This window comes from Acidobacteriota bacterium, assembly GCA_034211275.1.
Taxonomy (GTDB): domain Bacteria; phylum Acidobacteriota; class Thermoanaerobaculia; order Multivoradales; family JAHZIX01; genus JAGQSE01.
This window is the reverse complement of record JAXHTF010000110.1, coordinates 1-22,451: the sequence shown is the minus strand read 5'-3', so window position 1 is coordinate 22,451 and position 22,451 is coordinate 1. Positions and strand designations below refer to the sequence as shown.

The 22,451-nt window shown below is 67.3% G+C and carries 11 protein-coding genes; 6 read left to right on the top strand and 5 right to left on the bottom strand.

Annotated features, from left to right (window positions below):
* Positions 1 to 122 precede the first annotated feature (122 nt).
* The 3 genes from SX243_16275 to SX243_16265 all read left to right on the top strand — a co-directional run bounded on the left by SX243_16275 (position 123) and on the right by SX243_16265 (position 9,102).
* Positions 123 to 2,141 (top strand): pentapeptide repeat-containing protein, encoded by a 2,019-nt coding sequence (locus SX243_16275; protein ID MDY7094528.1) that lies wholly within the window; start codon positions 123 to 125, stop codon positions 2,139 to 2,141.
* 43 nt (positions 2,142 to 2,184) lie between these two features.
* Complete coding sequence (locus SX243_16270) at positions 2,185 to 6,354, top strand: hypothetical protein (GenBank protein MDY7094527.1); 4,170 nt, start codon at positions 2,185 to 2,187, stop codon at positions 6,352 to 6,354.
* 225 nt (positions 6,355 to 6,579) lie between these two features.
* The gene (locus tag SX243_16265; GenBank protein MDY7094526.1) at positions 6,580 to 9,102 is read left to right on the top strand and encodes a protein kinase; all 2,523 of its coding nucleotides are present in this window, start codon (positions 6,580 to 6,582) and stop codon (positions 9,100 to 9,102) included.
* A gap of 3 nt (positions 9,103 to 9,105) precedes the next feature.
* Here the strand turns inward: SX243_16265 and SX243_16260 are convergent, their stop codons facing one another.
* Positions 9,106 to 10,071: a hypothetical protein gene (locus tag SX243_16260; protein MDY7094525.1), complete on the bottom strand. Its 966-nt coding sequence runs from the start codon at positions 10,069 to 10,071 to the stop codon at positions 9,106 to 9,108.
* Between the two features lie 387 nt (positions 10,072 to 10,458).
* Between SX243_16260 and SX243_16255 the strand changes: the two genes are divergently transcribed.
* Both SX243_16255 and SX243_16250 read left to right on the top strand, forming a co-directional pair.
* Positions 10,459 to 12,342, top strand: a complete 1,884-nt coding sequence (locus SX243_16255; GenBank protein ID MDY7094524.1) for a hypothetical protein — start codon at positions 10,459 to 10,461, stop codon at positions 12,340 to 12,342.
* 30 nt (positions 12,343 to 12,372) lie between these two features.
* Positions 12,373 to 15,804: an NB-ARC domain-containing protein gene (locus tag SX243_16250; protein ID MDY7094523.1), complete on the top strand. Its 3,432-nt coding sequence runs from the start codon at positions 12,373 to 12,375 to the stop codon at positions 15,802 to 15,804.
* Positions 15,805 to 15,975: 171 nt separating this feature from the next.
* Here SX243_16250 and SX243_16245 read toward each other — a convergent pair whose 3' ends face one another.
* From SX243_16245 to SX243_16230, 4 genes are all read right to left on the bottom strand, one after another.
* Positions 15,976 to 16,659: a zf-HC2 domain-containing protein gene (locus tag SX243_16245; protein ID MDY7094522.1), complete on the bottom strand. Its 684-nt coding sequence runs from the start codon at positions 16,657 to 16,659 to the stop codon at positions 15,976 to 15,978.
* A 28-nt stretch (positions 16,660 to 16,687) separates the two neighbouring features.
* Complete coding sequence (locus SX243_16240) at positions 16,688 to 17,383, bottom strand: sigma-70 family RNA polymerase sigma factor (GenBank protein MDY7094521.1); 696 nt, start codon at positions 17,381 to 17,383, stop codon at positions 16,688 to 16,690.
* A gap of 99 nt (positions 17,384 to 17,482) precedes the next feature.
* A complete protein-coding gene (locus SX243_16235; protein MDY7094520.1) occupies positions 17,483 to 17,875 on the bottom strand; it encodes a hypothetical protein in 393 nt (130 codons plus the stop codon).
* A 118-nt stretch (positions 17,876 to 17,993) separates the two neighbouring features.
* Positions 17,994 to 21,539 carry a CHAT domain-containing protein gene (locus tag SX243_16230; GenBank protein ID MDY7094519.1) on the bottom strand — a complete coding sequence of 1,182 codons (3,546 nt, stop codon included), beginning with the start codon at positions 21,537 to 21,539 and terminating at the stop codon, positions 17,994 to 17,996.
* A 401-nt stretch (positions 21,540 to 21,940) separates the two neighbouring features.
* Here SX243_16230 and SX243_16225 point away from each other — a divergent pair, with 401 nt between their 5' ends.
* A complete protein-coding gene (locus SX243_16225; protein MDY7094518.1) occupies positions 21,941 to 22,210 on the top strand; it encodes an RNA-binding protein in 270 nt (89 codons plus the stop codon).
* Positions 22,211 to 22,451: the final 241 nt, after the last annotated feature.

Here is a 22,451-nt window from a genome sequence, read left to right as displayed (position 1 = left end):
CTCGTCCGAATTGCTCCGAATCGGAGGTGCGGCACCCGCCGGTGGCGGTGGGGTGTTGCCCTCGACCCAACTCAGACCCGATCCGGCCTCCTGGGCGAGGCCTTTTCAGAAAGGAGATCTCCATGTTCTCTCAGGATTCCTCTACCTTCGAAACCCTCCGGCAGCACCGCTGGAACATCCTTCCCCTCGGACTCTGCTTGCTGGCGAGCCTGCTGACGGCTCTGGTGGCGGTGCCCGCCGAGGCCCAATTGGGTGCGCTCTGCCCCGATGCGACCCACTCCGGGGCGGATTACTCCGGCCAGGACCTCCAGGACCGCAACTTCTCCAACCAGGATCTGGCCGGTGCCAACTTCACCGGCGCCGATCTGCAGGGCGCGACCTTCGCCGGCGCCGATCTGCAGGGCGCCGACTTCACCGCCGCAAACCTGGGACTTTCCCCCAGCAACCAGCGGCCGGCGAGCTTCTCCCGCGCCAACCTGGACGGCGCCTGCTTCAACCAATCGCTGATGGTGCGCACGGATTTCCAATTCGCCTCTCTCAACTGCTCCGTCTTCGCCAGCACCGATCTCACGACGGTGATCTTCGGTCCAGTGATCAAGGCGGCGGCCCCGGGGGGCGAGTGCCGAACCACCTTCACCGGCTCGGTGCTGGGCTGTGAGTTCGTACCCCAGTGGAAGGATCTGAACCTCAACCGGGCCACGGTGCAGGGGTGTGCCGACGATCTGCAGGGCGCGGATCTTTCCGGTGGCTGGCTCCAGGGGGTGGTCTTTTCGGGCGTCGATCTCCAGGACACCCGCTTCGACGGTGCGGACCTGAAGGGGGCCTTCTTCCTCGGTGCCAAGCTCCATCGGACGGTGTTCACCGGTGCCGATCTGCGGCGAGCCCAGCTCAGTCGGGCGGATGCCTCAGAGGCTCTCTTCGATGGCCAGGCGCGCCTCAGCGGCGCCCACCTCTCAGGGATCAAGCTGCAAGGAGCGGATCTCACCAACGCCGTGCTGCAAGCGGCGGACGGCCTGCCGGCGGCGGACCTCTCCCTGGCCTACATGCCCGACGCGGTGCTCACCGACGCCAAGCTCACCGGGGTCAATCTCTCCCACTCCAGCTTCTACGGAACCCTCGCCCGGGCGGACAACGCCACCATGGAGCAGGTGGACCTGTCCAACGCCAATCTGGGTAGCGTCGACCTGACCCAGGGCCGGCTCGCAGGAGCCAAGCTGGACGCCGCCAACCTGGCCAACGCCGTCCTGGTGGGAGCGGATCTTCAGCCCACCACCGGTGGGGTGGCGGCCTCGCTGGTCTCCGCCAATCTCCAGGGCACGGACTTCAGCGGCGCCAAGCTGGGCTCCGCCAATCTGAGCAACGCCGCCGTGGCTTTGGAGGACGGCGTGTCCCTCTTCCCGGCGCCGTCCGGCCTCGCCGCGGATCTGGACCGCCGCTGGCTCACCGCCGAGGTGGCGGACGCCTTCACCCAGGCGGGGCAGGGCCTGCTGCCGTGCTCCAACCCGCAGGTGCAGGTGGACCGTCTCGGCCGCGAGTGGCAGATCTGGCTCACCAGTGCCGTCGGCCCCACCGGTGCCCGCTACAAGAAGTTCCTCCTGGAGCTCACCAGCGGGGCGATCGCGGTGAGCGGCATCTCGTCCGTGACCGCCCCGGAAGCCCTCTTCGACCTCACCTCCGCCTACGCCGGCTCCCTCGACGACCAGCTCCTGGCCAGCGGGCTGCTGCAGGACTTCGAGGACGAGAGCTACTCCCTGCCGCCGTGCACCAACCCCTACGTCCGGGTGCTGGTGGAGGGCAGCCGCTGGGAGATCAAGGAGACATTGACCTCCGCGACGGTGGCGGGGCTGGGCTACACCGGCTACCGGCTGGTGGGCGGTGCCTCGGAGATTCGGGTCTACGGCTCGGAGATCACCGTGGTGCGCCCCGACGGCACCGGCAGCCTCACCATCGCGCCGCTCCCGGTGCGTCCCACGGGGCTCACCGCCTCGGCGCTGAGCGACAGCACCACCTGCCCCAACCAGCAGAGCTACGGCGCCAACGTCGCCAGCGGGGTGTCCTGGGAGGACATGATGACCGCGGTCCAGCCGCCGTCTCCCCCTTCCTGCATCCCTAGCCCCACCACCTGGTGTCCCAACGTCTGAGCCACCGGCCCTTCGTGACCCGAATTTCTCATTCAAGGAGCAGATGATGAACCGCATCGAAACCAAGACCTTCCACTTCGACCTGCACTACGCAGGCCTCGATCACGACTACGTGTTGGACACCGGCGAGGGGCATTTCCCGCTGCGCCGCCACACCGCCGAGACCCTCGCCGAGCATCAGCGGAGCAACCGCGCCCTGGCTCTCCTGGACGAGGGGCAGCTGAAGAAGATCAGCCATTTCGTCGAGGGAGCCAAGGTGCCTTCCGACGTCGCCCGCATCGTGCGGGTGACCTTTCCCATCGAAGGGGCGCCGCTGCCGGGGGTGGCGAGCATGCTGCCTTACGTGCCCAGCGAGGCGCGCCGGGCGCACCGGGAGACGCACCTGGACGACTTCCTCGAGCGTCGTCCGTCCATCTTCCGCCGCCTCGGTGTCACCGCCGAGATTCCGCAGGACGAGCTGGTAGACGTCTGGGCGGACGCCGACCTGGTGGCGGACTCGCCGCTGGAGGTGGCCAAGAGCCTGACCTTCTCCCATCCCCAGCTGGGCAGCCGCAACGACCAGACGGCGGCGGTGGTGATGGACGACCACATCGACACCGCGGACGATCTCTACGCCTTCGCCACCCTCATCTCCTCCCTGGGACCGGCCTCGGAGACCGGCGGCTGGGCCACCATCGCTCCGTCGGTGGATCAATACGGCGAGCCCCTGGCCTGGGGGCCGGGGTACGAGGCGGAAGGGTATAAGGAAGGCGACACGGTTTATTACTACGACCTCAACGACGCCATCACCGGTACCGACGAGGCGCCGCCCCAGGACACCTCCGCCGTGGGCACGGTGAACCAGAGCCTGCGTACCTCCCAGGACGACCCGCGGCTGGAGAACCAGCTGTGGGCGGTGAACCAGGGCTCGCCGGACGTGCGCCAATCCGCCGATGCGGTGGACCAGCTGCTGGCCAAGCGCTCCGCCGCCCGCGGCGGCACGGCCATGGCCGGGGAGTACGACTTCACCCTCAACAACCGCACCCCGGGCTTCGGTCTGTCGGTGCCCAAGGAATCCATCGTCTTCGCCCCCGACGGCACCGATCCGCGGCAGGGGCAATTCGCCATCGCCGCGAAGAATAAGTTCCTTCGCACCCTGGTGGCCTACGTCGAGTTCCTGGATTCCGACGGCAAGCCCATCGAGAACCCTCCCGGCTGGGTCGAGCAGCTGCCGTCTTTCCCGGCCTTCCTGCGGGAGGAGTTCGAGACCGCCAGCAAGAAGTACATTTCGTCGGTGACGGCGGTGAGCGTCATCCTCGGCATTCCCATGCCCACGGATCCGAAGATCCTCGACTTTCAATGGCCCGCCAACGCGGCTTCCTGTCGCCTGTACTTCGGCGGCATCGGTACCCGTAATTGGGACCAGACGGTGGATCCCATGGGAATTCTGCTCACCGGCATCTTCCAATACGGCGTGCCCACGATCTTCCTGCTGGGCGGCGCCGCCATCACCAGCAATGCCTGGTTCAAGCGCTTCGTCAGCGACATCAACAACGTCATGGCGGCGGTGGCGGTGGCGTTCCCCATCGTCGGCGGCGGCGTGGCGACGGCGGCGGCCATCGGCAATACCAAGCGGGTGCTCACCAGCTTCGCCGGGGCCATCGCCGGCATCCTGGTGGGCAAGGGGTTGCAGGCGCTGGCGGCGTACATCACCGCCAAGCTCACCGCGGCCGCGCTCACCAGCGCCATCCCCTACGTCGGCTTCGCCTTCCGCATGGCGAATATGGCGCTGAGCCTGCGCAATCTGGCGGAGACCACCATCGAGGTGGCCATCTCGCCGGCCACGTACACCGTCGAGGTCAAGCGCCAGCTGACCCTGGAGGCGACGATCTATCCCGATCCCCTCCACGGCACCGCCTCCGAGCCCGCCATCTGGCCGGAGGTGGCGCGCTATTGGACCTCCACCGTGCAATACCGCAACGGCACCAATTACACCGTCTATGGGCGTCTGCCGGAGGACCCCTCCAAGCGCGCCGACCCGGTGACGGTGACTTTTCCGGAGCTCCCCGGCGGCGGTCAATTCCAGGCCGGCTTCGGCGTCTATTCGGAGACCGACTGGCTCGCCGGCCGCTGGACCAGCGCCTGGCTCGACGCCGTGGCGCCGGAGGGCAGCGGCGGCGTGCTGGCCATCTCGGGGCAGATCCAGGAGCAGCTGGTGCCCCTCACCCCTCAAACCCAATATCTCTACGAGCAAAAGCTCACCTACGACACCCAGACCCAGCGCCACGTCTGGCACAAGGGGGATCAGCCGACGGCGGTGCGTTCCGATCTCTCCGGCGCTTCCGGAGGCCACAATCTGGCGCAGTTGGTCAATCTCAGCCTCAACGACAAGGCCTACATGCTGGGCTACACTTGGCAGGCGTCGGGGCAGAATCTGCCCTTCTGTGGCTCCACCGATCCCACCGACGGCCAGATCTACGCCTTCCAGAACATCAGCACCCTGTCGATGCCGGAGTCGGCGCTCAAATTCCCCAGCTGCGGTTTCTCCGGCGAGCCCTACCTGGTCTACGACCAATTCGGCCCGGCGCCGCTCTTCTCCCTGGCGGGAACCTTCCAGGAGGGATTGGACCAAGGGGAGGTGAGCCCGGCGCTGGAGGAGGCCTTCCGGCTCAACGGCTATCCGCTACCCGCGGACGCCACCGTGACGGTGGAGCAGGAGACGGTCCATTGGACCCTCAACACCGGCCTCTCCGAGCCCACCTACGACCTGCGCCGGGAGACCGACGGCCGCATCAGCGTCTTCGACTATCCGACGCCGGCCTACAGTCCCAACAACTTCTATGTCGACCCCCGCTCCGGCGTCTATCACCTGCGCCGAGTGGTGCTGGACGAGAAGACCCCCTTCGACATGCAGCCGGGGGAGAGCTGGGGCTATTTCACCGAGCCGCACCTGGACTCGGTGGTGGTCCACCCCGCCGGCTATGTGGTGGGAGTGAGCTACCAGAACAACAAGATGGAGATCATCCAGATCCCCGAGGCGGGGAAGCCCGACGCGGAGGCGGAGCCGGCCTCGGTGGTCTCCGGTGAGGGCGTCCGTCAGGGCTTGCTCCTGGGGCCCAAGGCGGTGACCGTCACCCCCGACGGGCGACTCTTGGTCCTGGAGACCTTGAGCCGCCGAGTCCAGGCCTTCGATCTCAACGGCAACCCGGTGGCGACCTTCGCCGGCGCCCAGGTCACCTCCCTTGACGCTCAGGTCTTCGCGCCGCAGCTGGATGAGGGCCTGGTCACCGAAGCCCTGCGGGAGCGCTTTGCCGCCGGCGGCACCGAGCTCTCCAGCCATTGGAATATCACCGACACCGGTGGGCAGTACGACATCGCTCAGGACTCCCCCGAAACCCTCAACCTCCAGGGCAACGGCGCCGACCTCTCCAGCGAGTGGCTGATCGCCGACCAGGGGGGCAGCTATCCGGTGACGGCGGAGGAGGATCACCTGCTGGTGCAGGCGGACCCGCCGTTCCAGATGCCCCTGGAGCTGCGCAAGGTGCTGGACCGGGACGCGGTGGACGAAGTGGTGGTGGCGGAATTCGCCGCCCAAGGCATCACCCTCTCCCAGCAGGCGGCGGTGAGCGGCAACGGCCTCCAGGTCCCCGCCACCTATGCCGTGGATCTGGGCCAGGGCATCATCTCCCAACAGCTGCGGGACGCCTTCGCCACCCGCGACGTGGAGATCGCCGCCAACGCCGTGCTCACCTCGCGGGTGACGGTGGACGTGCGCACGCCGGGAGCCCGGTGGGTGCTGCGGGACGAGGACAGCTCCCAGTCCTACCTCGTGAGCCGGGACCCCGACGACGCCACTCAGCTGCTGGCGGAGGAGTACAGGCCTACCTTCGAGCTCCACGGAGCGGACGGCGGCGAGCGGGTGACCTACCTGGACATGGCGGCGGAGATGCGCGGCTATATCTACGTCCTGCTCTACACCGGCGAGGGGACCGAGGTCTCCGACTACAAGCTGGACCTCTACGACCCCAATGGGCGGTGGCTGTCCCGCACCCCGGATCCGGAGATCGAGCCCAACGCCACCGGCGTCAACGGTGCCAAGCTGATGGTCAGTATGTGGCGCACGATGTACACCCTCAACTTCGAGCACTTCGAAGGCCCCGGCGGCCGCACCGAGCCCTCCATCAGCACCTGGCTGCCCACCACGCCGGAGGGTGAGGAGGACGCCGATGGCTAGTCTCGAGAGCTAAGACCTCGGGTCCACTGACACACGAGATCGATTTCCCCCGGGGGGCTTGGGCCTCTCGGGGGCTTTTTTGATTCTTACGAGCCATGAAGTCTGCTTCCAAGCTCGAGCGCATCTTCGCCACAAAGAAAAGCGGGCTCTGAAGATTGCCAGCAGGTACAATGAAGCAAATCATTATTCTGTAAGAAGGACTTTGCTGAGCGCAGGAGCATCGACATGCCCGATCCGGCCGTAGATTCGCGCTGGCTGGGGCCGTACCGCGTGGTGCGGTCCATCGGCCGCGGGGGGATGGGGGAGGTGGTGCTCGCCGAGGACCCACGGCTGGAGCGGCGGGTGGCCATCAAGCGGCTGCGGATGGATGCGGAAGAGGAGGCCGCTGGACCCCGGGGGGCTCGGCAGGCGAGGTTCCAGCGCGAGGCCAAGGCGCTGGCGAAGCTGCGTCATCCCGCCATCGTGCAGGTCTACGAGCTCTTGACCGTCGACGGGGTCGACCACTTGGTGATGGAGTACGTCGACGGTCCGGATCTGCGCCAGGTGTTGGAAGCCGACGGGCCGTTGCCGGCGGGGGAGGTGGTGAGGCTCGGGCTGCGGCTGGCGGAGGGGCTGGGGCACGCCCACCGCCACGGCATCGTGCACCGCGACCTGAAGACCGAGAATGTGCTTCTCGACCCCGATGGCGAGCCGCGCATCGCCGACTTCGGCCTGGCCCAATCCCATCCCCCACTCGGTCTGGGGGAGGATCGACTCACCGCCGAGGGGCGGATCATCGGCACCGTGCGGGCCATGGCCCCGGAGCAGATCGCCGGCGAGGCGGTGGACCAGCGCACCGACCTCTTCGCCCTGGGAGTGCTGCTCGCCGAGACTCTGACGGGGGAGTCGCCGTTCTCGGCACCGAGCCCTCGGCAGACTCTCAAGAAAGTCCTCGCCGAGCCTCCGCGGTTGGCGGTGGCCACTGAAGCGCCACCGGAGCTGACCGAATTGATCCACCAGCTACTGGAAAAGGAGCCGGCGCTCCGGCCTCGCAGCGCCAGTGAGGTGGCTCAGCGGCTGTCCCACATTGCCGCCCGCGACGACGCGACGGAGGTGATCGTCTCCGGCCGCGAGAACCTCTCGGGAGGCCGGCGAGGGGAGGCTGCGAGTTGGCCCTGGGGCTTGGCGGCGGTGGTCGTCCTCGCGGTCCTGCTGGTCTGGACGTTGCTACATCGGCAGGGGGCTCCGAGAGAGCTACCACCCCTGCACGTCGTCGTCCTCGACCCGGTGGTAGAGGGCCTCGACGGCGCCGAAGCGGATATCGCAGCCCTCGCCGTGCGCACCGGGGCTCTGCGGGCTCTGGGTCAGCTGCAGCGGGTGGTCATCCTGAGCTTCTCGGAGGTCGACCGCCCTGCTTTGGACGGCCGCCCGGAGCAGATCGCCCGGGCCCTCGCCGCCGACGCGGTGTTGAGCTCGAAGATTCTCTGCAACGCGGCTGAGTGCTGGCTCGAGCTCTTGCGTCTCGACGGCGAGTCGGAAGCGGTGCTGTGGAGCCAATCCTTGGAAGCGCCGCGGGGGGAGCCCCAGACACTCTCTTGGGCGACGGAGCGCGCCGTCCTCGCCAGCCTCCCGCAACGCCACGAGGCGGACTCCAAGGTGATGCCGCCGGAGCTGGTGGCGGAGATTCTGCCGTTGCGGTTCGCCGAGACTCAGGGGACGGCGAGCCTGGATCCGGAGCAGGCCTACCAATCCCTCTCGGAGCTTCGCCGGCGCTTCGGGTCTCATCCCGAGCTCGAGCTCTGGCAGGCTCGCATGGCCGAGCAGCGCTTCGCCATCAGCCGCGACCCGACATGGCTCGAGCGCGGAGCCGAGGTGCTCGCGGCCGCCATCGAGCGGCATCCTGACGACATCCGGCTGCGCTTGGCCCAGGCCAGTCTGGAGATGACGGCGGGGCGCATCGACGCGGCGGAAGACCTCCTCGAGGAGACTAGCCGGCAGGTCGAGGGGAACATCCTGCTGGAGGAAATGCGCGCCCGGCTGGCCATGGCGAAGGGGGACGCTCCCCGGGCCATCGAGCTGATGCAGGAAGTGGTGCAGCGGCGGCCCTCGTGGGGACACCTCTACAACCTGGCCCGCATGGCGACCTCCTCCGGAGATCTGGACCTGGCCCGCGAGACCCTCGATGCCCTGGATCATCGGGCCCCGGGCAATGTGTTGGGGCGGCGGCTGCGGGCCAATGTGGAAATGAAGTTCGGTGATCTGGACCGGTCGGCGGCGCTCTTCGAAACGCTCACCGCCGAGGCACCGAACGTCACCGCGTGGACCAATCTAGGGGTCGTTCATCTCCTACGGCGGGATGGCCCCGCGGCCCTTGCAGCCCTCCAGCGCGCCCGCGAACTGGACCCGGCCAATGTTCTGGTGCAATTGAACCTCGCCGACGCCCACGCCCTGGTGGGCGATGAGCGTGCGGCGGAGGCCTTGTACCAGCAGGTAGCAGAAAGCCTGAGAGCGGCCACCGGAACCGACCCGCAGACCTTGTTGGTACGGGCGCAGGCTCAGGCCCGTCTCGGCCAGGTGCAGGCGGCGGTGGTCGATCTGGAAACGGCCATCCGCCAGGCTCCGGAGAGCCCGGCGGTGCGCTTTGAAGCAGCTCTGGTCTACGCCCTGGTGGGCGACCTGATCTCCGCCGAGCGTAACCGGCGCAAAGCTCTGGAGCTGGGAATGGAAGAGCGTTGGTTCAGCCTTGCGGCCTTCGATGTGCTGCGCTGAGGATCACGGCTCATCACCGTCGCCATGGGGTGGCTCCCCGTTGCCCGGGCCCGGCGGATCCGGCGGCGGCACATAGGGATCCTCGATCACCGTCGGATCCACCCGGCGGTGGGGCGCGTTGATGCCGGGAGCCACCTGGGTCATCAGGTTGAACGGGAGGAAGTGGCTGGTCGGGGCCGGGTGCGCGGCGTCGGCTTGCCAGGTCACGATGCAGGTCTCGGGATCCGGCCGAAGGGTCGGGCGCAGGGCGGAATGATTCTCCTCGTCCAGGTAGAGCCGAACGGGAACCTGATCCGCTCCGGCACCGGTCAGGAATTGATGCGTGGAGGTCGAGTCGATAAAGAGGGCGAACTGTAGCTTTTGCTTTTGAGCGACGCGGATCACCGGCTCGAACTGAGCCTTGCCTTCGAGGTCCGAGACCGCCTCGGCCTGGAATACCTCGTAGCGGAAGTGATTGGAGACCTCGCCGAGCTGCAGCACCGGCGGGTCAGCAGGCGGCAGCGGCAGCGGCTCCGAAGGATTCTGCCGGATCTCTTCCGGCGGCGTGTTGATGATGACCACGAAAAGGCGCCGGGATTGCGCTCCCTCGCGGCAATTGATGCGCAGCACCTGGGTGGTCGGGGCGGCGTAGGGCGGGCTTTGACCATCTCCCCACACCAGGTGGCAGGTCTTGCCGTCGGGACTTGCGCTGGCGGACCAACCGGGATCTTCCACCGCCTCGGCGCCAACTCGGTAGAGAGGGATCACCGAGGTACCGGTGGCGGTGACGAAGGACAGGTCGGTTTCTTGGGTGTCTAGGCTGAACTGGACCTCGAAGGGGCCGGGCTCGAGAATTCTGAGGCCCACTTCCATCTGCAGAGACGGCGGGTTCTCAGGGGTTGGCAGAGTCCCATAGTCGAATAGATCCGGGTAGATGGGGAGTCCTTTGACGAAGTAGATTCCGCCTAAGCTCAGGGTGAATAAGGTCATGATTCCTCCTTGGTTGGAAAATATGGTGAATTGGGAACTCAAAGTTTTGTTGAGCAACCAGCGTGCCATCGAGGAAGAGCAATATTGGTGAGGCTGGAGAGTCTCTAGCAAGACTGGTTTGGGGCGGCTTTGAGGTCGATGCGAGGCCGGAAGGGGCTTGGCGCAGCGGGACGAGTCCTGTATGCTTTTTTAGCATAATTCTTCTTCGCTACTCACCGCGCCGACCTCGGCGGATCGGAGGACCTGATGACCGTGTACCCATCCCCTCGCTTCAACCTCCGGATGGGCAGAGCTGTGTTGATGAGCTTGGCAGGGCTGGGGAGCTTGTTGCTTCTCCTCACCCCAACCGGCTGTGCCGGCGTTGGGGAGCCGAGAGCAGAGAGGGAGATGCGCGAAGGGCTGGGGCCGCCGTCGAAGCAGGCCCGGCGGGAGGCGGCGCTACGGGGATTGGTCTTCGAGCACGGTCGAGTGCGAGTGGACCCCGGGGTGGCGGTCGGAGAGACGGAGGGACGGCTGGCGGAGGCGGCGCGGGCGGTGCGAGAAGCGCCGGCGCGCCCCGAGCCCTTGGCGGAGCTGGGCTGGGAGCTGGTGCGCATCGGCTGGTTGGAGCATGCAGAGGCGGCGTTGCGTACGGCGCTGGACATCGACCCCGGCCGGTGGGAGATCCGCGCTGAGCTGGCGAAGAATCTGCAGCGCCAGGGCCGTTACCCGTTGGCAGCGGAGGAGTGGCGCAGGATTCTGGCGGCGCGGCCGGAGGACGGGCGTGCCCACTCGCGGCTGGCGATGGTGCTCTACCTGGCGGAGGATCCGGAGGGCGCCCACCGGCACCTCGCGGAGGCCCAGCGGCTGGGAATCTCCTTGGATGGCTCCATGGTGCCGGCACATTTTTCGAGCCTCCTCGCAGACGGGGGTGCGGCGGTCTGGAAGCCCACGCTGGGATCCGGCCTGGCCCCCTTCGCCGAAGGGGCAGCGGTGAGCATCGGACCTCAACGGCGGGTGGATGCCGGCGGCGGGAAGGCCCATTCCAACGAATCGTCCATCGCCGGGCTGGGGAACGAGCTGGTGGCCGCCTGGAACGACGAGCGGGATCCCGGTGACAACGGCGAGTGGTCCTTGGGAGTGGGGGTCAGCCTCGACGGCGGAGCGACCTGGAAGGACTTCCTCATGCCTCAGCCGGGAGCGGAGCCGGGAACCTTCCAGGGCGACCCCATGACCGCCTACGACCCGCGCACCGGAAATCTGTGGGCCGGAGGGATCTCCTTTTTCGGCGAGACCGCCATCTACGTGGCGCGCAAGGCGCCGGGAGCCAGCAGTTTTGGAACTCCGGTGATCCTGCAATCCGGGGGTTTCCTGGACAAGGGTTGGATGGTGGCGGGCCGCGGGCCGGTGAGCGCCAACACGACTCGCCTCTACGTGGCCTACAACCTCGGGCTGCAGACCTCGTCGGACCTCGGCGCCACCTGGTCCACCATCACCCCGCTGGATGCCGCCGGCGTCGGCTTCCATCCGCGCCTCGGTCCCGGCGGTGAGCTCTACATCACCTATTGGGACTTCGACGTCGGCGTCAAGCTCTACCGCAGCTTCGACGGCGGCGCCACCCTCTTGGGGCCCACCCAGATCGCCACCCGCATGGACACCTGGGGCACCCAGGACGGCTCCCGCTTCCCGGGGCTCTTCCGGGTGGCCAACCTCAACTGGCTGGCGGTGGATCCCAACGACGGCAGCCTGTACTGCGTCTTCCACGACACCACCCAGGTAGTGAGCGACCAGAGCGACGTTGACATCTACCTCATCCGCTCGACGGACCAGGGAGCGACCTGGTCGACGCCGCAGATCGTCAACGGCGACGCCAACCCCCCGGGGGACCAATTCCACCCGTGGATCGAGGTGGACGCCGCCGGCCGGGTGCACCTGCTCTATTTCGACACCCGCCACACCGCCCAGATGGACGACGTGGAGCACGGCATGATCGACGTCTACTACGCCGTCAGCCTGGATCAGGGCGCCACCTTCAGCGAGTACCGCCTTACCGCGGCACCCTTCGACAGCGCCGACGCGGTGTGGGCGGTGGGGGGCCAGTTCGTCGGGGACTATCTAGGAGCGGTATCGGTGGTCGATTCCCAGGGCGAAGCGCTCCAGGTCCTCTACCCGACGGCGGAGAACGGCGACCTCGACCTCTGGAACCGCCGCATCGCCTTCGCGGCGGATCCCATCTTCACCGACGGCTTCGAAAGCGGCGACACCAACGCTTGGTCCGCGCGGGTGCCTTGAGCCAAGCTCTTCGAGCTAAGATCGTTTGCCATGGCATTCGATCCAATCTCTTGGGGACTCGGTTTCCTGCTCTCGAAGGGAGTCAACTCCTTGGCCCGGCGCTTCTCGCCGGACCTGCGGAAGCGGCTGCTCCAGGAAGTCGAGGCGTGGACTTTGGCCCTGCCGCCGGGGCTGGAGATTCTGCCCCGGGATCTGTTCCCTGAGCGAGGCGGTAAGGGCTTTCTCGAACGTGCCGCTGAGCAGCCGGAGCTGGCGGCAGTAGGGCAGACGCTCGAGAAGGGGCTGGTGCCGTCTCGGCAAGCCTGGAGGGCTGCTCTCCTCGCGTGGTGGAAATTCCGCTGCGAGGAGAAGGATTCTCACCGAGCCTTCTTCTCTCCGGATCGCGAGAAAGAAGTTCGGGAGCAGCTGGAGGATCTCGCCGAGCGGATCCACCGAGTTTGTGCGGAAGACGAGAAGCTTCATCGTTACTCGACCCAGACTCTGTTGGAGGAGCTTCACCAGAAGAAGACCTCCGGCGCTGAGACGACTCCGGAGGTCGGGGCACCGGCGAGTGTGCACCCAGTCCGCGGAGCCCGGCTTCCGGGCTTCTATCTCGAGCGTGCCGACTACTTGCGCCGCCTGCGCCGGGCGGTTCTGGAGGGTGGAGACTCGCCGGTGGCGGTCACGGCGCCGCAGATTGGCGTTCACGGCATGGGCGGGGTCGGCAAGACTGTGTTGGCGGCAGCCCTGACCCGGGACCCCGAGATCCAAGATCGTTTCGGTGATCGCATCCACTGGCTGGCCTTGGGGCAAGAGCCGGACCCTTCTGTGCTCGCCGACCAGCTTCTGCGCATGACCGGAATGGCGGCGCCGTCCTTCCGCGACCTAGGGGAGGCCCGACGACTGTTAAGGCAGCAGTTTGCCACCGAACCCTCGCTGCTCATCCTGGACGATGTCTGGAGTCTGGAGCATGTGGAGATCTTCCTTTTCGACGGCGCACCGGTGCACACCGTCGTCACCACCCGTATTCGAGAGATCGTCCACGGATTGGGAGCGGTGGCGGTGGAGGTGGACACCATGGGTGAGGAGCAGGCGCTGGATCTGCTGACCCGGAGTTCGCGGACTGGTTCCCTGCCTCCGGAGGCGGTGGAGCTGGCGAAAGCCTGCGGCTATCTTCCACTGGCGCTGGCCATGGCCGGGGCACTGCTGCGGGACAAGCCACAGGAGCATTGGAAGCTGCTGACTCGGACTCTGCAAGAGAAACGTCTTCAGGGCGTGGGCATTCAACTCGCGGGCTATCCCTACGACAACCTGGTGCGGGTCTTCGAGGTGGGCCTGGAAGCTCTGGAGCCGGAAGCCATGGAGCGCTACCAATACGTGGCGATCTTTCCCGAGGATGTGCTGATTCCCGAGTGGGTGCTGGATCTTCTCTGGGGTTCTCCCGAGTCTTCGCGGTGGGAGACGGCGCGCTGGGTCAATCTGCTGGTGGACCGCTCGCTGGCTCAGAGGGCGGACGAAGAACATATCGCCCTCCATGATCTGCAGCGGGAGGCGTTGCGTGCGTCCTTGGGGGCAGGTCGGCTGCGGCAGTTGCATGCTCGGTTGATCCGTGCCTTTGAGCAGAGATGGCCTACCGGTACGGTCCCGGCGGAGGAGACCTACTATTACCAATGGCTCCCTTGGCATTGTCAGCAGGCGGGACAGTCGGAGGACGCCCGGGCACTGCTCGGGAGCTTCGATTGGTTGGACACGAAGCTGCGGGTCAGTGGCATGCAGGAGCTGCTAGCCGATTTTGATCGCTTCGACCAATATGAAGATCTGGCCGCCATCGCCGAGGCACTGCGGCTCTCGGCTCATGTTCTGGCTCGGGACCCGAAGCAGCTAGCCGGTCAGCTGCTCGCTCGGCTGCGGAAAGTGGAACGGCCTTTCGTTCGCTCGCTGCTGGACGAGGTACGGCCTCCTTCACCCTGGTTCAACCCCCTCGAGGTTTATCTGCGGCCACCGGGCGGGGCGCAGGTGCGAGTGTTCTCCGGCCATACGGATTGGATCGCAGAGATTCGTATTTCCGGCGACGGTCGCCGGGCCGTCACCCGCTGTTCCTGGAACCAGCAGACCAAGGCGTGGGACCTTGAGGCTGGTGAAGAGCTGAGGTCCGTGCCACGAGAGCTGGAGGCTCTCTTCGAGGACCGAAAGGCCGAGGGGGCGCTGCCCGAGACCCTGCCGGGGGGAAAGCGCGGCTTGCGCATCGAGGACGGCCGGCTCGAGGTCCGAGAGCTGAACAGCGGCCGGGTACTGCACTCTATCGAGCATCCCACTTTCGAGCGAGCGGTGCAGGCGGTGGTCTCCCCGGACGGCGGGCTACTGGTCACGGCTTCGAGCTCCGGCATGCTGCAGGTTTGGGATCTAGAACAGGGCGCCTTGGTTTCCACTTACCTCGACAACCACCTGGGCGACGGGATTCTGGCCATGGACCCTCGGGGCAGATTCTTTCTCTCTGCTGCCGGCGTTCAGCTCAAGCAGTGGGTCCTAGAGCCGGAAGCCATGCTGCGTAGCGAGCCGGAACGCTCCTGGCTCATCCGCTTCGTCTCCCTCTCCGCGGATGGCCTGCGGGCGGTGGCCGCAACTCAAGGTCAGGGGCTCCTGCGCTGGACATGGAAGGATGATCGGTATCAACCCCTGAAGCCCCTTGCCACCCTACCCACATACTTGGCTAGTCTGACTCCCGATGGCGAGAAGATCGTGCTGGTGGTGACGCCCAGCCTTTGGAGGGCAGATCTCCAGAGCCGTCACTTCCGGAGTGGCCGCGAAGCCAAGGTAATCGAGGAGTATCGCAAGGACAAGCAAATGCCGGGCACCATTGTCGGTGGCTCGGTAACCGGGGACGGTCGGCGAGTTCTCGTCGCCCACGACGCCAGCGAGTTTGGTTCCTTCGGCGTTTGGGATCTGCTCTCCGGGGAGTGTCTGACAACCAAATACACCGAGTGGGGAACTCAAGGGATTGCCATCACACCGGATGGCCGCTTTGTTCTGATCGCCGGGACCTCCCCAACGCTGTGGGATTTGCAGGAGGACACGAAGATCAAGCTTCAGGAGCGCGACAGGAAGACCGATCGCGAGCGTTGGGAGGAGATTCGAGAGTGGGAAGACCCTATGGGGCTGTGCGCTGCCATTGCCACTGACGGTGGACGGGGAGTGAGCGGGTCCGGTCGCTCGCTCAAGCTGTGGCGTTTTCCGAACCAAAAGCCTGAAACGATCCGTGCGCATCAAGACTATGTTCTGGCCGTAGCCTTCCTGCCCGACGGAGACCGGTTTCTCTCGGCCTCTCGAGACCTCACCCTCAAGCTGTGGAGCTTCGAGCGCCAGGAGAATCTCGCCACCTTCACCTTTGACTTCGACCCCACGAGCCTTGCAGTAGCCGCGGACGGCACCGTCATGGTGGGAGACCAGGTTGGTCAGGTCCATTTCCTGCGGCTAGAGGGCTGATTCAAGGTTGGGAAGGGCCACTACTCGACGGGGCGAACACGGTCCAGTCTGTTGAGGCTGCCGGTCGATGGTGGGCTGGCGCCCACCCCACAAAGAACCGATGGAGCGCCTCCCGTAGGGTGAGCGCCAGCCCACCTTTTGCCTCATGGCTCCCGACTCAAGAACCCTGACTTAAGAATCAAGCACCCGGATCGTGTGCCTCAGCAGCTCCACCCGCGAGCCGTCGGCCTCGATGCCGGAGATTTCCACGGTGTAGTCGCCGGGGGTGAGGAAGCCGGCGGGGAAGCGGAGGAGGAGGACTTCGAGGTCGGTGAGGTGGAGGTCGTTGGTGGTGAAGAGGGGTTGGTCCTGGGCGTCGAGGACCCGGGCGCCGTAAGCCACGAAGCGGGCGTTGGCGCCGGGATCCACCGCCAGGGTCACCGCCTCCGCGGCCTGCTGGTGAGTCAGGGTGGCGGAGGGTTCGGCGGCGCCGCGGAAGTCGGTGAGGAGCACCACGTCCTGGGCGGCGGGGGAGCCCGTCGAGCCAGCCGGGCCGGGGGAGTCCGGGCGTGTCAGCAGCAGCGCCGACGGCAGGATCACCACCGCTAGCAGCAGGGCCGCCAGGGCTCCGCGGGTGGCGCTGCTGCGGCGTTGGAGCCAGGCCAGGATGCCCTGCTGCCGAGCGGCCTGCTGGGCGGCGGCCTGGGCCTGGATCTGAGATAGATCCTGGGCCGCGGCTACCTGCAATCCCCGGCGCAGACCGTGGGCCGCCGCGAGCTCCTCCTGGCACTGGGCGCAGGCGAAGTAATGCTCTTCGAAGCGCACCTCCTCCTCGGGAGACAGGTCTCCCCGGTAGTAGCGATCGACGAGGCCCAGCTCGGTAATGGTCTGATGGTCGATGGTCTTACCCTCCTACTCCTGGAGGTGATGCGAAGCTGCCGAATGTCGCAGCCTTTTCGAAGATCCATCGCGTCGCCGCCGGTGCGGCGAGGAACCACCAGAGGATGTGCAGGACCTGGCGGGCGCCGTCTCCCAGGTGCTCGAGGAGGGCTTCTTTGTAGCGTTGGCGGGCGCGGTGGAGGACGCGGTTGAATTGCAGGGAGTCGAGGTCGTAGTCGGCGGCGATGGTCTCTTTGTCCTCTTCCGCCAGGTAGAAGCGGTAGAGCAGCTGGCGATCCCGGTCGTTGCGCAGGCCGGCCATGACCCGGCGGACCAGCAGCGCCTTCTCGTCGTCCAGGACCTCCCCCAGCTGCCCCGCCCCCTGGCCCAGGGAGGCCATCTCCGTGTCCTTGCCCGTGTCGGTTTTACGGCGCCCGGCCTTGCGGTAGATCTCGATGGCCAGGTTGCGGGCCAGGGAAGCGAGAAAGCCGGGGAGCTTTTCCGGCTGCCGCAGCTCGCCCGCCCGCAGCTTCTCCAGCGCCAGGCGGAAGGTCTCCTGGAAGAGGTCGTCGGCGTCTGCCCGCCGCCGGGTGTGGCGGGCCAAGAGCAGCTGGACCGGCCGGGAGAACCGCTCCACCAACAACGCTTCCGCTGCCGGATCCCCGGTTTGAATGCGCTGAACTAGCTTCGTCGGGGTGATCTCGGTGGCGCTGGATGGCATGGCTTAGAAAGCGGGTTGAGCGCGATCCTAGCAGACCATGGTAGAAGTCGAGCCGCGCTGCGCCCTGTCTCTTCACCGGTGCCTCCCGGTGCCTGGGAATCAGCTCGAGGAGAGGTTGCCGCCGGTGCCCTCGGCGCCGAAGACCCCCACCTGCTCCGGATCCCCGGCCACCAGCAGACCGTAGATCGACTTGAAGCCGCTACGGCTGGGATCCTGGTACAGCGAGATGACGGTGAACAGAGGGGCCTGTTGAGAGGGATTGGAGGGCGGGGTGACGGACGCCGCGGACCACAGGCTGCAATCGACGAGAACATAGGCGAAGGCGTTGCCCTCTCCCTCTTTGTCGTAGTAGGTCACGGTGGCGGAGCCTTCCTGGGAGGGCGACGGCTCGATGACGATGCGGTTGCCATAGGAGAGAGGTTCCGGGCTCAGGCCCCGGGTACCTTGGCTGACGGTGTACTCACCGAAGAAATCCTCGAGGGTGATGCTCATGCTTGACTCCTCTCAATTGCCTGGACTGCTCAATTGCCTGGACTGCTCAATTGCCTGGACTGTGGGAGCTGCCAGGGGGGGTAATGAATCTATCCGGGTAGTGGTTCGGCCGCCGAGACTATCTCATGGCTCGGCCAACTTCGGCCTGCCTGCCCGCTTCGCGCCACTCGCCGGAGAGCACAAAGGCGGCCCAGAACGCCGGGTCGCGATAGCGGCGCTGGTTCCGCAGCTGCTGTTGAGCTTGGCGCAGCGCTGCCGCCGGAGGCAGATTCTGCTGCCAGAGGCCGCGGTAGAAGTGCTCCATGAGCTCGGCGGTAGCGCGGTCCTCCACCGGCCACAGGCTGGCCAGGACCCGCGGCGCGCCGGCGAAAAAGAAGCCCCGCACCAGCCCCACCATGCCCTCTCCCCGCTGCTGGCGGCCGAGGGCGGTACGGCAGCCGGAAAGCACCACGAGATCCGCCGACAGCCGCAGGTCGTAGAGGTCCCGCAGCCCGACGAAGCCCTCCACGGGGTGGCCGTCGGCGCCGAAGCGGGAAAGCAGGAGGCCGGAGAGGGCGGGGTTCTCGGCGTCCACCAGGCCGTGGGTGGCGAAGTGCACCGTGCGATAGGCGGCGAGGTCACCGCTGAGCACCAGCTCGCGGCTGGCCTCGAAGCCCTGGGCCAGCAGTACCGGCTCCGGGGCAGCCAGCTGCGCCAGCCGTTGGGCTTCTAGGCGGGTGGCGGGGAGGCGCTGGAGGGGGAGTCTGACGTCCGGGGTCTCGGGGTCGACGGCGCCGCGGAGCACGAGCCCTCGGGGGAGAGCAGCGCCGGCGGACGGTGAGGCGGCGAGGCGCGGGTCCGCGGCGCTGAATACCGGATCCGCCAGCACCGCCAGGCGGCCCCGGGACTGCGTGCCGGTGCTGGCGGATCCGCTGGAGGCTGGGGCCGTCCCGTCACCGGACACCGAGCGCAAGACCGCCAGCGACGAGGCGGACGGGATGGAGACGACCTCGAAATAGTCCAGGAGCAGCTCCGAGCCGTCCCCTCCGGGCCAGGGGAGGGCGGCGAAGGGCAGGTAGTGGAGGGCACCGTCGGGGATCACCACCAGCCGCCGGTGGCCGTCCTCGGCGGCCCCCTGGAGCTGCTCGGCGACGGGGTCGAGGAAGGCTCCCGCCAGCTCCCCGGCCAGCCGTAGGTCTTCCCCTCGGCCTCGGGGATCAAAGTCGGCGAAGGCGCGGTGAAGGTCCGCCGCCGGTGCTTCGAGAGCTCGCCGCGGGGGTAGGGGGATCGTCTGGATGGAGTCCTCGGTGATCCACCACAGGTAGCTGCGATCCCGACCCAGGAAGAAGCTGAGGAGGATGGTCTCGCCGTCCAGGAGGTCTTGGATCTCACCGCTGGCAAGAGGACGGGGCCGGGTGAGGGCACCATAGGCGGGTTGCTCACGCTGGATGCGCCATTCCACCACGTCCAGCTGCTGGAGGATCTCCGCCTCCTCGGCGGCGAGGGCGGTCCGCCGAGACGAGCCCGGGGCTTCCTGCAGCCGCTGCTCGGTCTTCGCCAGGAGGCGGCTCAACAAGGCCTGACGGCGTTGGGCCAGCGGTGAATCGGCGGTGGCGGGGCGACTGCGACTGGCTCCCAGGAGCTCCAAGAGTGTGCGGGCCCGGGCCCGCTCGGCGAGCTCCAAGGCACGTCGCATTCCGGCGCCGTCGTTGTTGTGCCGGGCCGGGCCAGCGCTGTCAAGGGAGAGCTCGATGGCCAGCTCGTAGGCTTCGTGGAAGCTGCCGGAAAACGAGGTGCGCAGATGCGGATTGACGATGCTGGCCCGCAAGCTCTCCGCCAGCTCCAGCGCGTCCCCGACGCGCTCCCGGGCGCCATCCGCATCGCCGGCGTCCCGGCGGGCGAGGGCTAGCTGGTAGAGGGTGCGCGCCTGGTCGGCGGTGCTCGCCGTCCTGCGCAGGAGCTCCAGGGCCTGTTCCAGGGCCTCTTGCGCCGCCGAAGGCCGCCCCAGCGCCAGCAGGGCCGCGCCCCGTCGCTGCAGGGCTCGCCCCCGGCCGCCCACATCCTCGCTGGCGGTGAATTGCTCCAGCGCCCGATCGAGCACCGAGAGGGCTCGCTCCGGCTGCCGGTGAGCCAGGTGGGCGTCGGCCATGAGGACCAGGATCTCCGCCCGCTGGCGGGCCGTCTCCCGAGGGTCGGGGCTCCGATGCCACAGCTCCAGAGCCTGACCGTAGCGCCCCAGGGCTTCCTCCTGCCGCCCTTCCCCAGCCGCCAGCCAGCCCAAATTGGTCAGAGTGTGGGCTTCACCCTGGGTGTCGGCCACCTCGCGGCGGAGCTCCAGGGCTTGCTCGAGGGCAGTGTGGGCCCGCGACCGCTCGCCGAGGATCTCGTAGATCAACCCCAGCAGGTTCAAGCTGCGAGCCTGCCAGCGGCGCTCTTCCAGTTCTCCGAACAAGCCCAGGGCGCGGTCCAAGTGGAGCAGGGCGGCCTCCGGCTCGCCGCTCTGGCGCTCCAGGTCCGCCAGGTTGTGGAGGGTTTGGGCCTCCCGCCGGGAATGCTGTAGCTGCCGGGCGATGGCCAGCGCCCGTTGCAGGTGACGACGGGCCTCGTCGGGTTCTCCCAACAGCTTGTAGGCGTGACCGACGCTGGCCCGGGCAGCGCTTTCCAGCTCCGGGGCGGAGACCGCTTCCAGAGCTCCCAAGGCTTCCTCATAGCAGGCGGCGCCGGAGCGCAGCCGGCCCTGCACCAGATCCATCAGACAGAGATTGGCCCAGGTGGCGGCCTCGCCGTAGCGGTCGTCGGCCCGGCGGCGGGAGGCGAGGGCAGTGCGGAAGCGGTTCCGGGCGCCGTCCGGATCGCCGGTGAGCCACGCCGCCAACCCCAGCTCGTTGAGGGTGTCCGCTTCGAAGGCGGGGAGACGGAGCTCGCGCCACAGGAGGAGCGCCGCCTGTGCCAGCTCGATGGTGATTTGGGGCTCGCCGGTGAGCCGGGCCAGCACCGCCCCGCAATGCAGGGCGCGGGCCTCCTGGCGCCGCTCTCCCAGGCTGCGCCACAGCAGGCGGGCCCGGCCGTGCTCCGCCAGCGCCTGGCGCCAGGCCGCGGGCTCCCCCTGGAAGTAGAGCTCGGCGGCGCGGGAAGTGTGGCGCAACGCTTGGAGGCGCTGGGCGGCAGCGCCGGAGTCGAGACTCAGACGCCGCAGTGACAGACGCACCCGGCCCGGAGGGGCACCCGTCTCTCGGCCTTCGATCCGTAGGAGGTAGCGCCGCTGGCCCTCGGGCTCCACCAGCAGGTGCTCGATTCCGTGGCGGTCCAGAGGACTGTCGGTGGAGGTGATGAGCCGGCCCTCGTCGTCCTCGAGACGCAGCCGAGCGTCGACCCCCAGCTGCTCCACGGTCACATGCCAGGCGGCTGCACCGTCTTCCGCGGAGAGCAGCGGCAGGGCGAAGGCCAGGGGCTTCCCCGGGGCCAGGGGATGCTCCACCGTGCCCTCCGCCGCCAGCGGCAGGGGGGGAGGGGGGATCTCTGCGGCGCCGGCGGGCCAGCTTCCGCAGACGAGCCAGACGAGTGCCGAGAGCAGCACCAGCGGCTGGACTACCGGCCGCCGGTCCGGGGGGATTCGCCGCCAGCCTGGCGGCACCGCCGCCGCCGGGTCGATGGCCGACGGAGGGGACGGTGGAGTGGGCTGCAAGGTGGTCAGGGGAGGGCCCCCTGGGGGGCTCCACCGTCGGGTTTTGCGCCGTCGGTCGGTAGTTCTTCGAGCATCGAGGCGCCCGCACCCTCTGTAGCTCAATGGGGCCCGCCCCGGGGACCTCTCGAGGAGGGAAGGACGGTCAGGGCATCTCCTTCTCCCGAAGCAGTGAAAAAGCTCTAGATGTTTTTCTGCGATCATGCTAATGTGTAATTCCCGCCAGCGGCCCGTAAAGCTACTCCCTCCGTGAAAAGAAGCGACACGACACCATTCCTTGTCCCTTCCCATGCCCGAGTCGAGTATCCAGGTCCCCTAGGTCGGGAGCAGTAACCCAATCGTCCGGACTCTTGCGGCCGGCGAAGAAACACGGTCGTACCCACGGGTGGGCCAGGAGATGAAACATGTCGAAGCGTATCTATGTCGGTAACCTCCCTTTCTCTACCACCGAGGACGAGCTCAGCGGGCTCTTCGGTGAGTATGGCACCGTTACCGGCGTCAATCTGATCACCGACCGTGAAACCGGACGTCCGCGGGGCTTTGGCTTCGTCGAGATGTCTGAAGGTGCGGACGAGGCCATCGAGGCCCTGAACCAGTCCAACCTGGGCGGTCGCAACCTGACTGTCAACGAGGCGCGCCCGCGGGAGAACCGCCCCCGTCGCCAATCCTGGTAAGTCAGTCCTGACCAGTCCTGGTAAGCCAGCCTGGACGAACCCCGATTCCGGTGACGCGACCGTCCTGAGGAGTTGCGGGATCGCAAAGCTCTAAGCCTTCAGGCTGAGCACCCACCTTCCCCAAGAGAAAACGCCCGACCGCCTTTTGAGGCAGGTCGGGCGTTTTTGGTTGTAGGCAGCGCCGATCCGAGGATCGGGGCTGTCCCTCATGCGTGGATTATTGGTTCACGCACAGGGTGTA

Coding starts and splice junctions, on each gene's coding strand:
- SX243_16275 (MDY7094528.1), top strand. CDS start 123: ATGTTCTCTCAGGATTCCTCTACCTTCGAAACCCTCCGGCAGCACCGC.
- SX243_16270 (MDY7094527.1), top strand. CDS start 2,185: ATGATGAACCGCATCGAAACCAAGACCTTCCACTTCGACCTGCACTAC.
- SX243_16265 (MDY7094526.1), top strand. CDS start 6,580: ATGCCCGATCCGGCCGTAGATTCGCGCTGGCTGGGGCCGTACCGCGTG.
- SX243_16260 (MDY7094525.1), bottom strand. CDS start 10,071: ATGACCTTATTCACCCTGAGCTTAGGCGGAATCTACTTCGTCAAAGGA.
- SX243_16255 (MDY7094524.1), top strand. CDS start 10,459: ATGCGCGAAGGGCTGGGGCCGCCGTCGAAGCAGGCCCGGCGGGAGGCG.
- SX243_16250 (MDY7094523.1), top strand. CDS start 12,373: ATGGCATTCGATCCAATCTCTTGGGGACTCGGTTTCCTGCTCTCGAAG.
- SX243_16240 (MDY7094521.1), bottom strand. CDS start 17,383: ATGCCATCCAGCGCCACCGAGATCACCCCGACGAAGCTAGTTCAGCGC.
- SX243_16235 (MDY7094520.1), bottom strand. CDS start 17,875: ATGAGCATCACCCTCGAGGATTTCTTCGGTGAGTACACCGTCAGCCAA.
- SX243_16225 (MDY7094518.1), top strand. CDS start 21,941: ATGTCGAAGCGTATCTATGTCGGTAACCTCCCTTTCTCTACCACCGAG.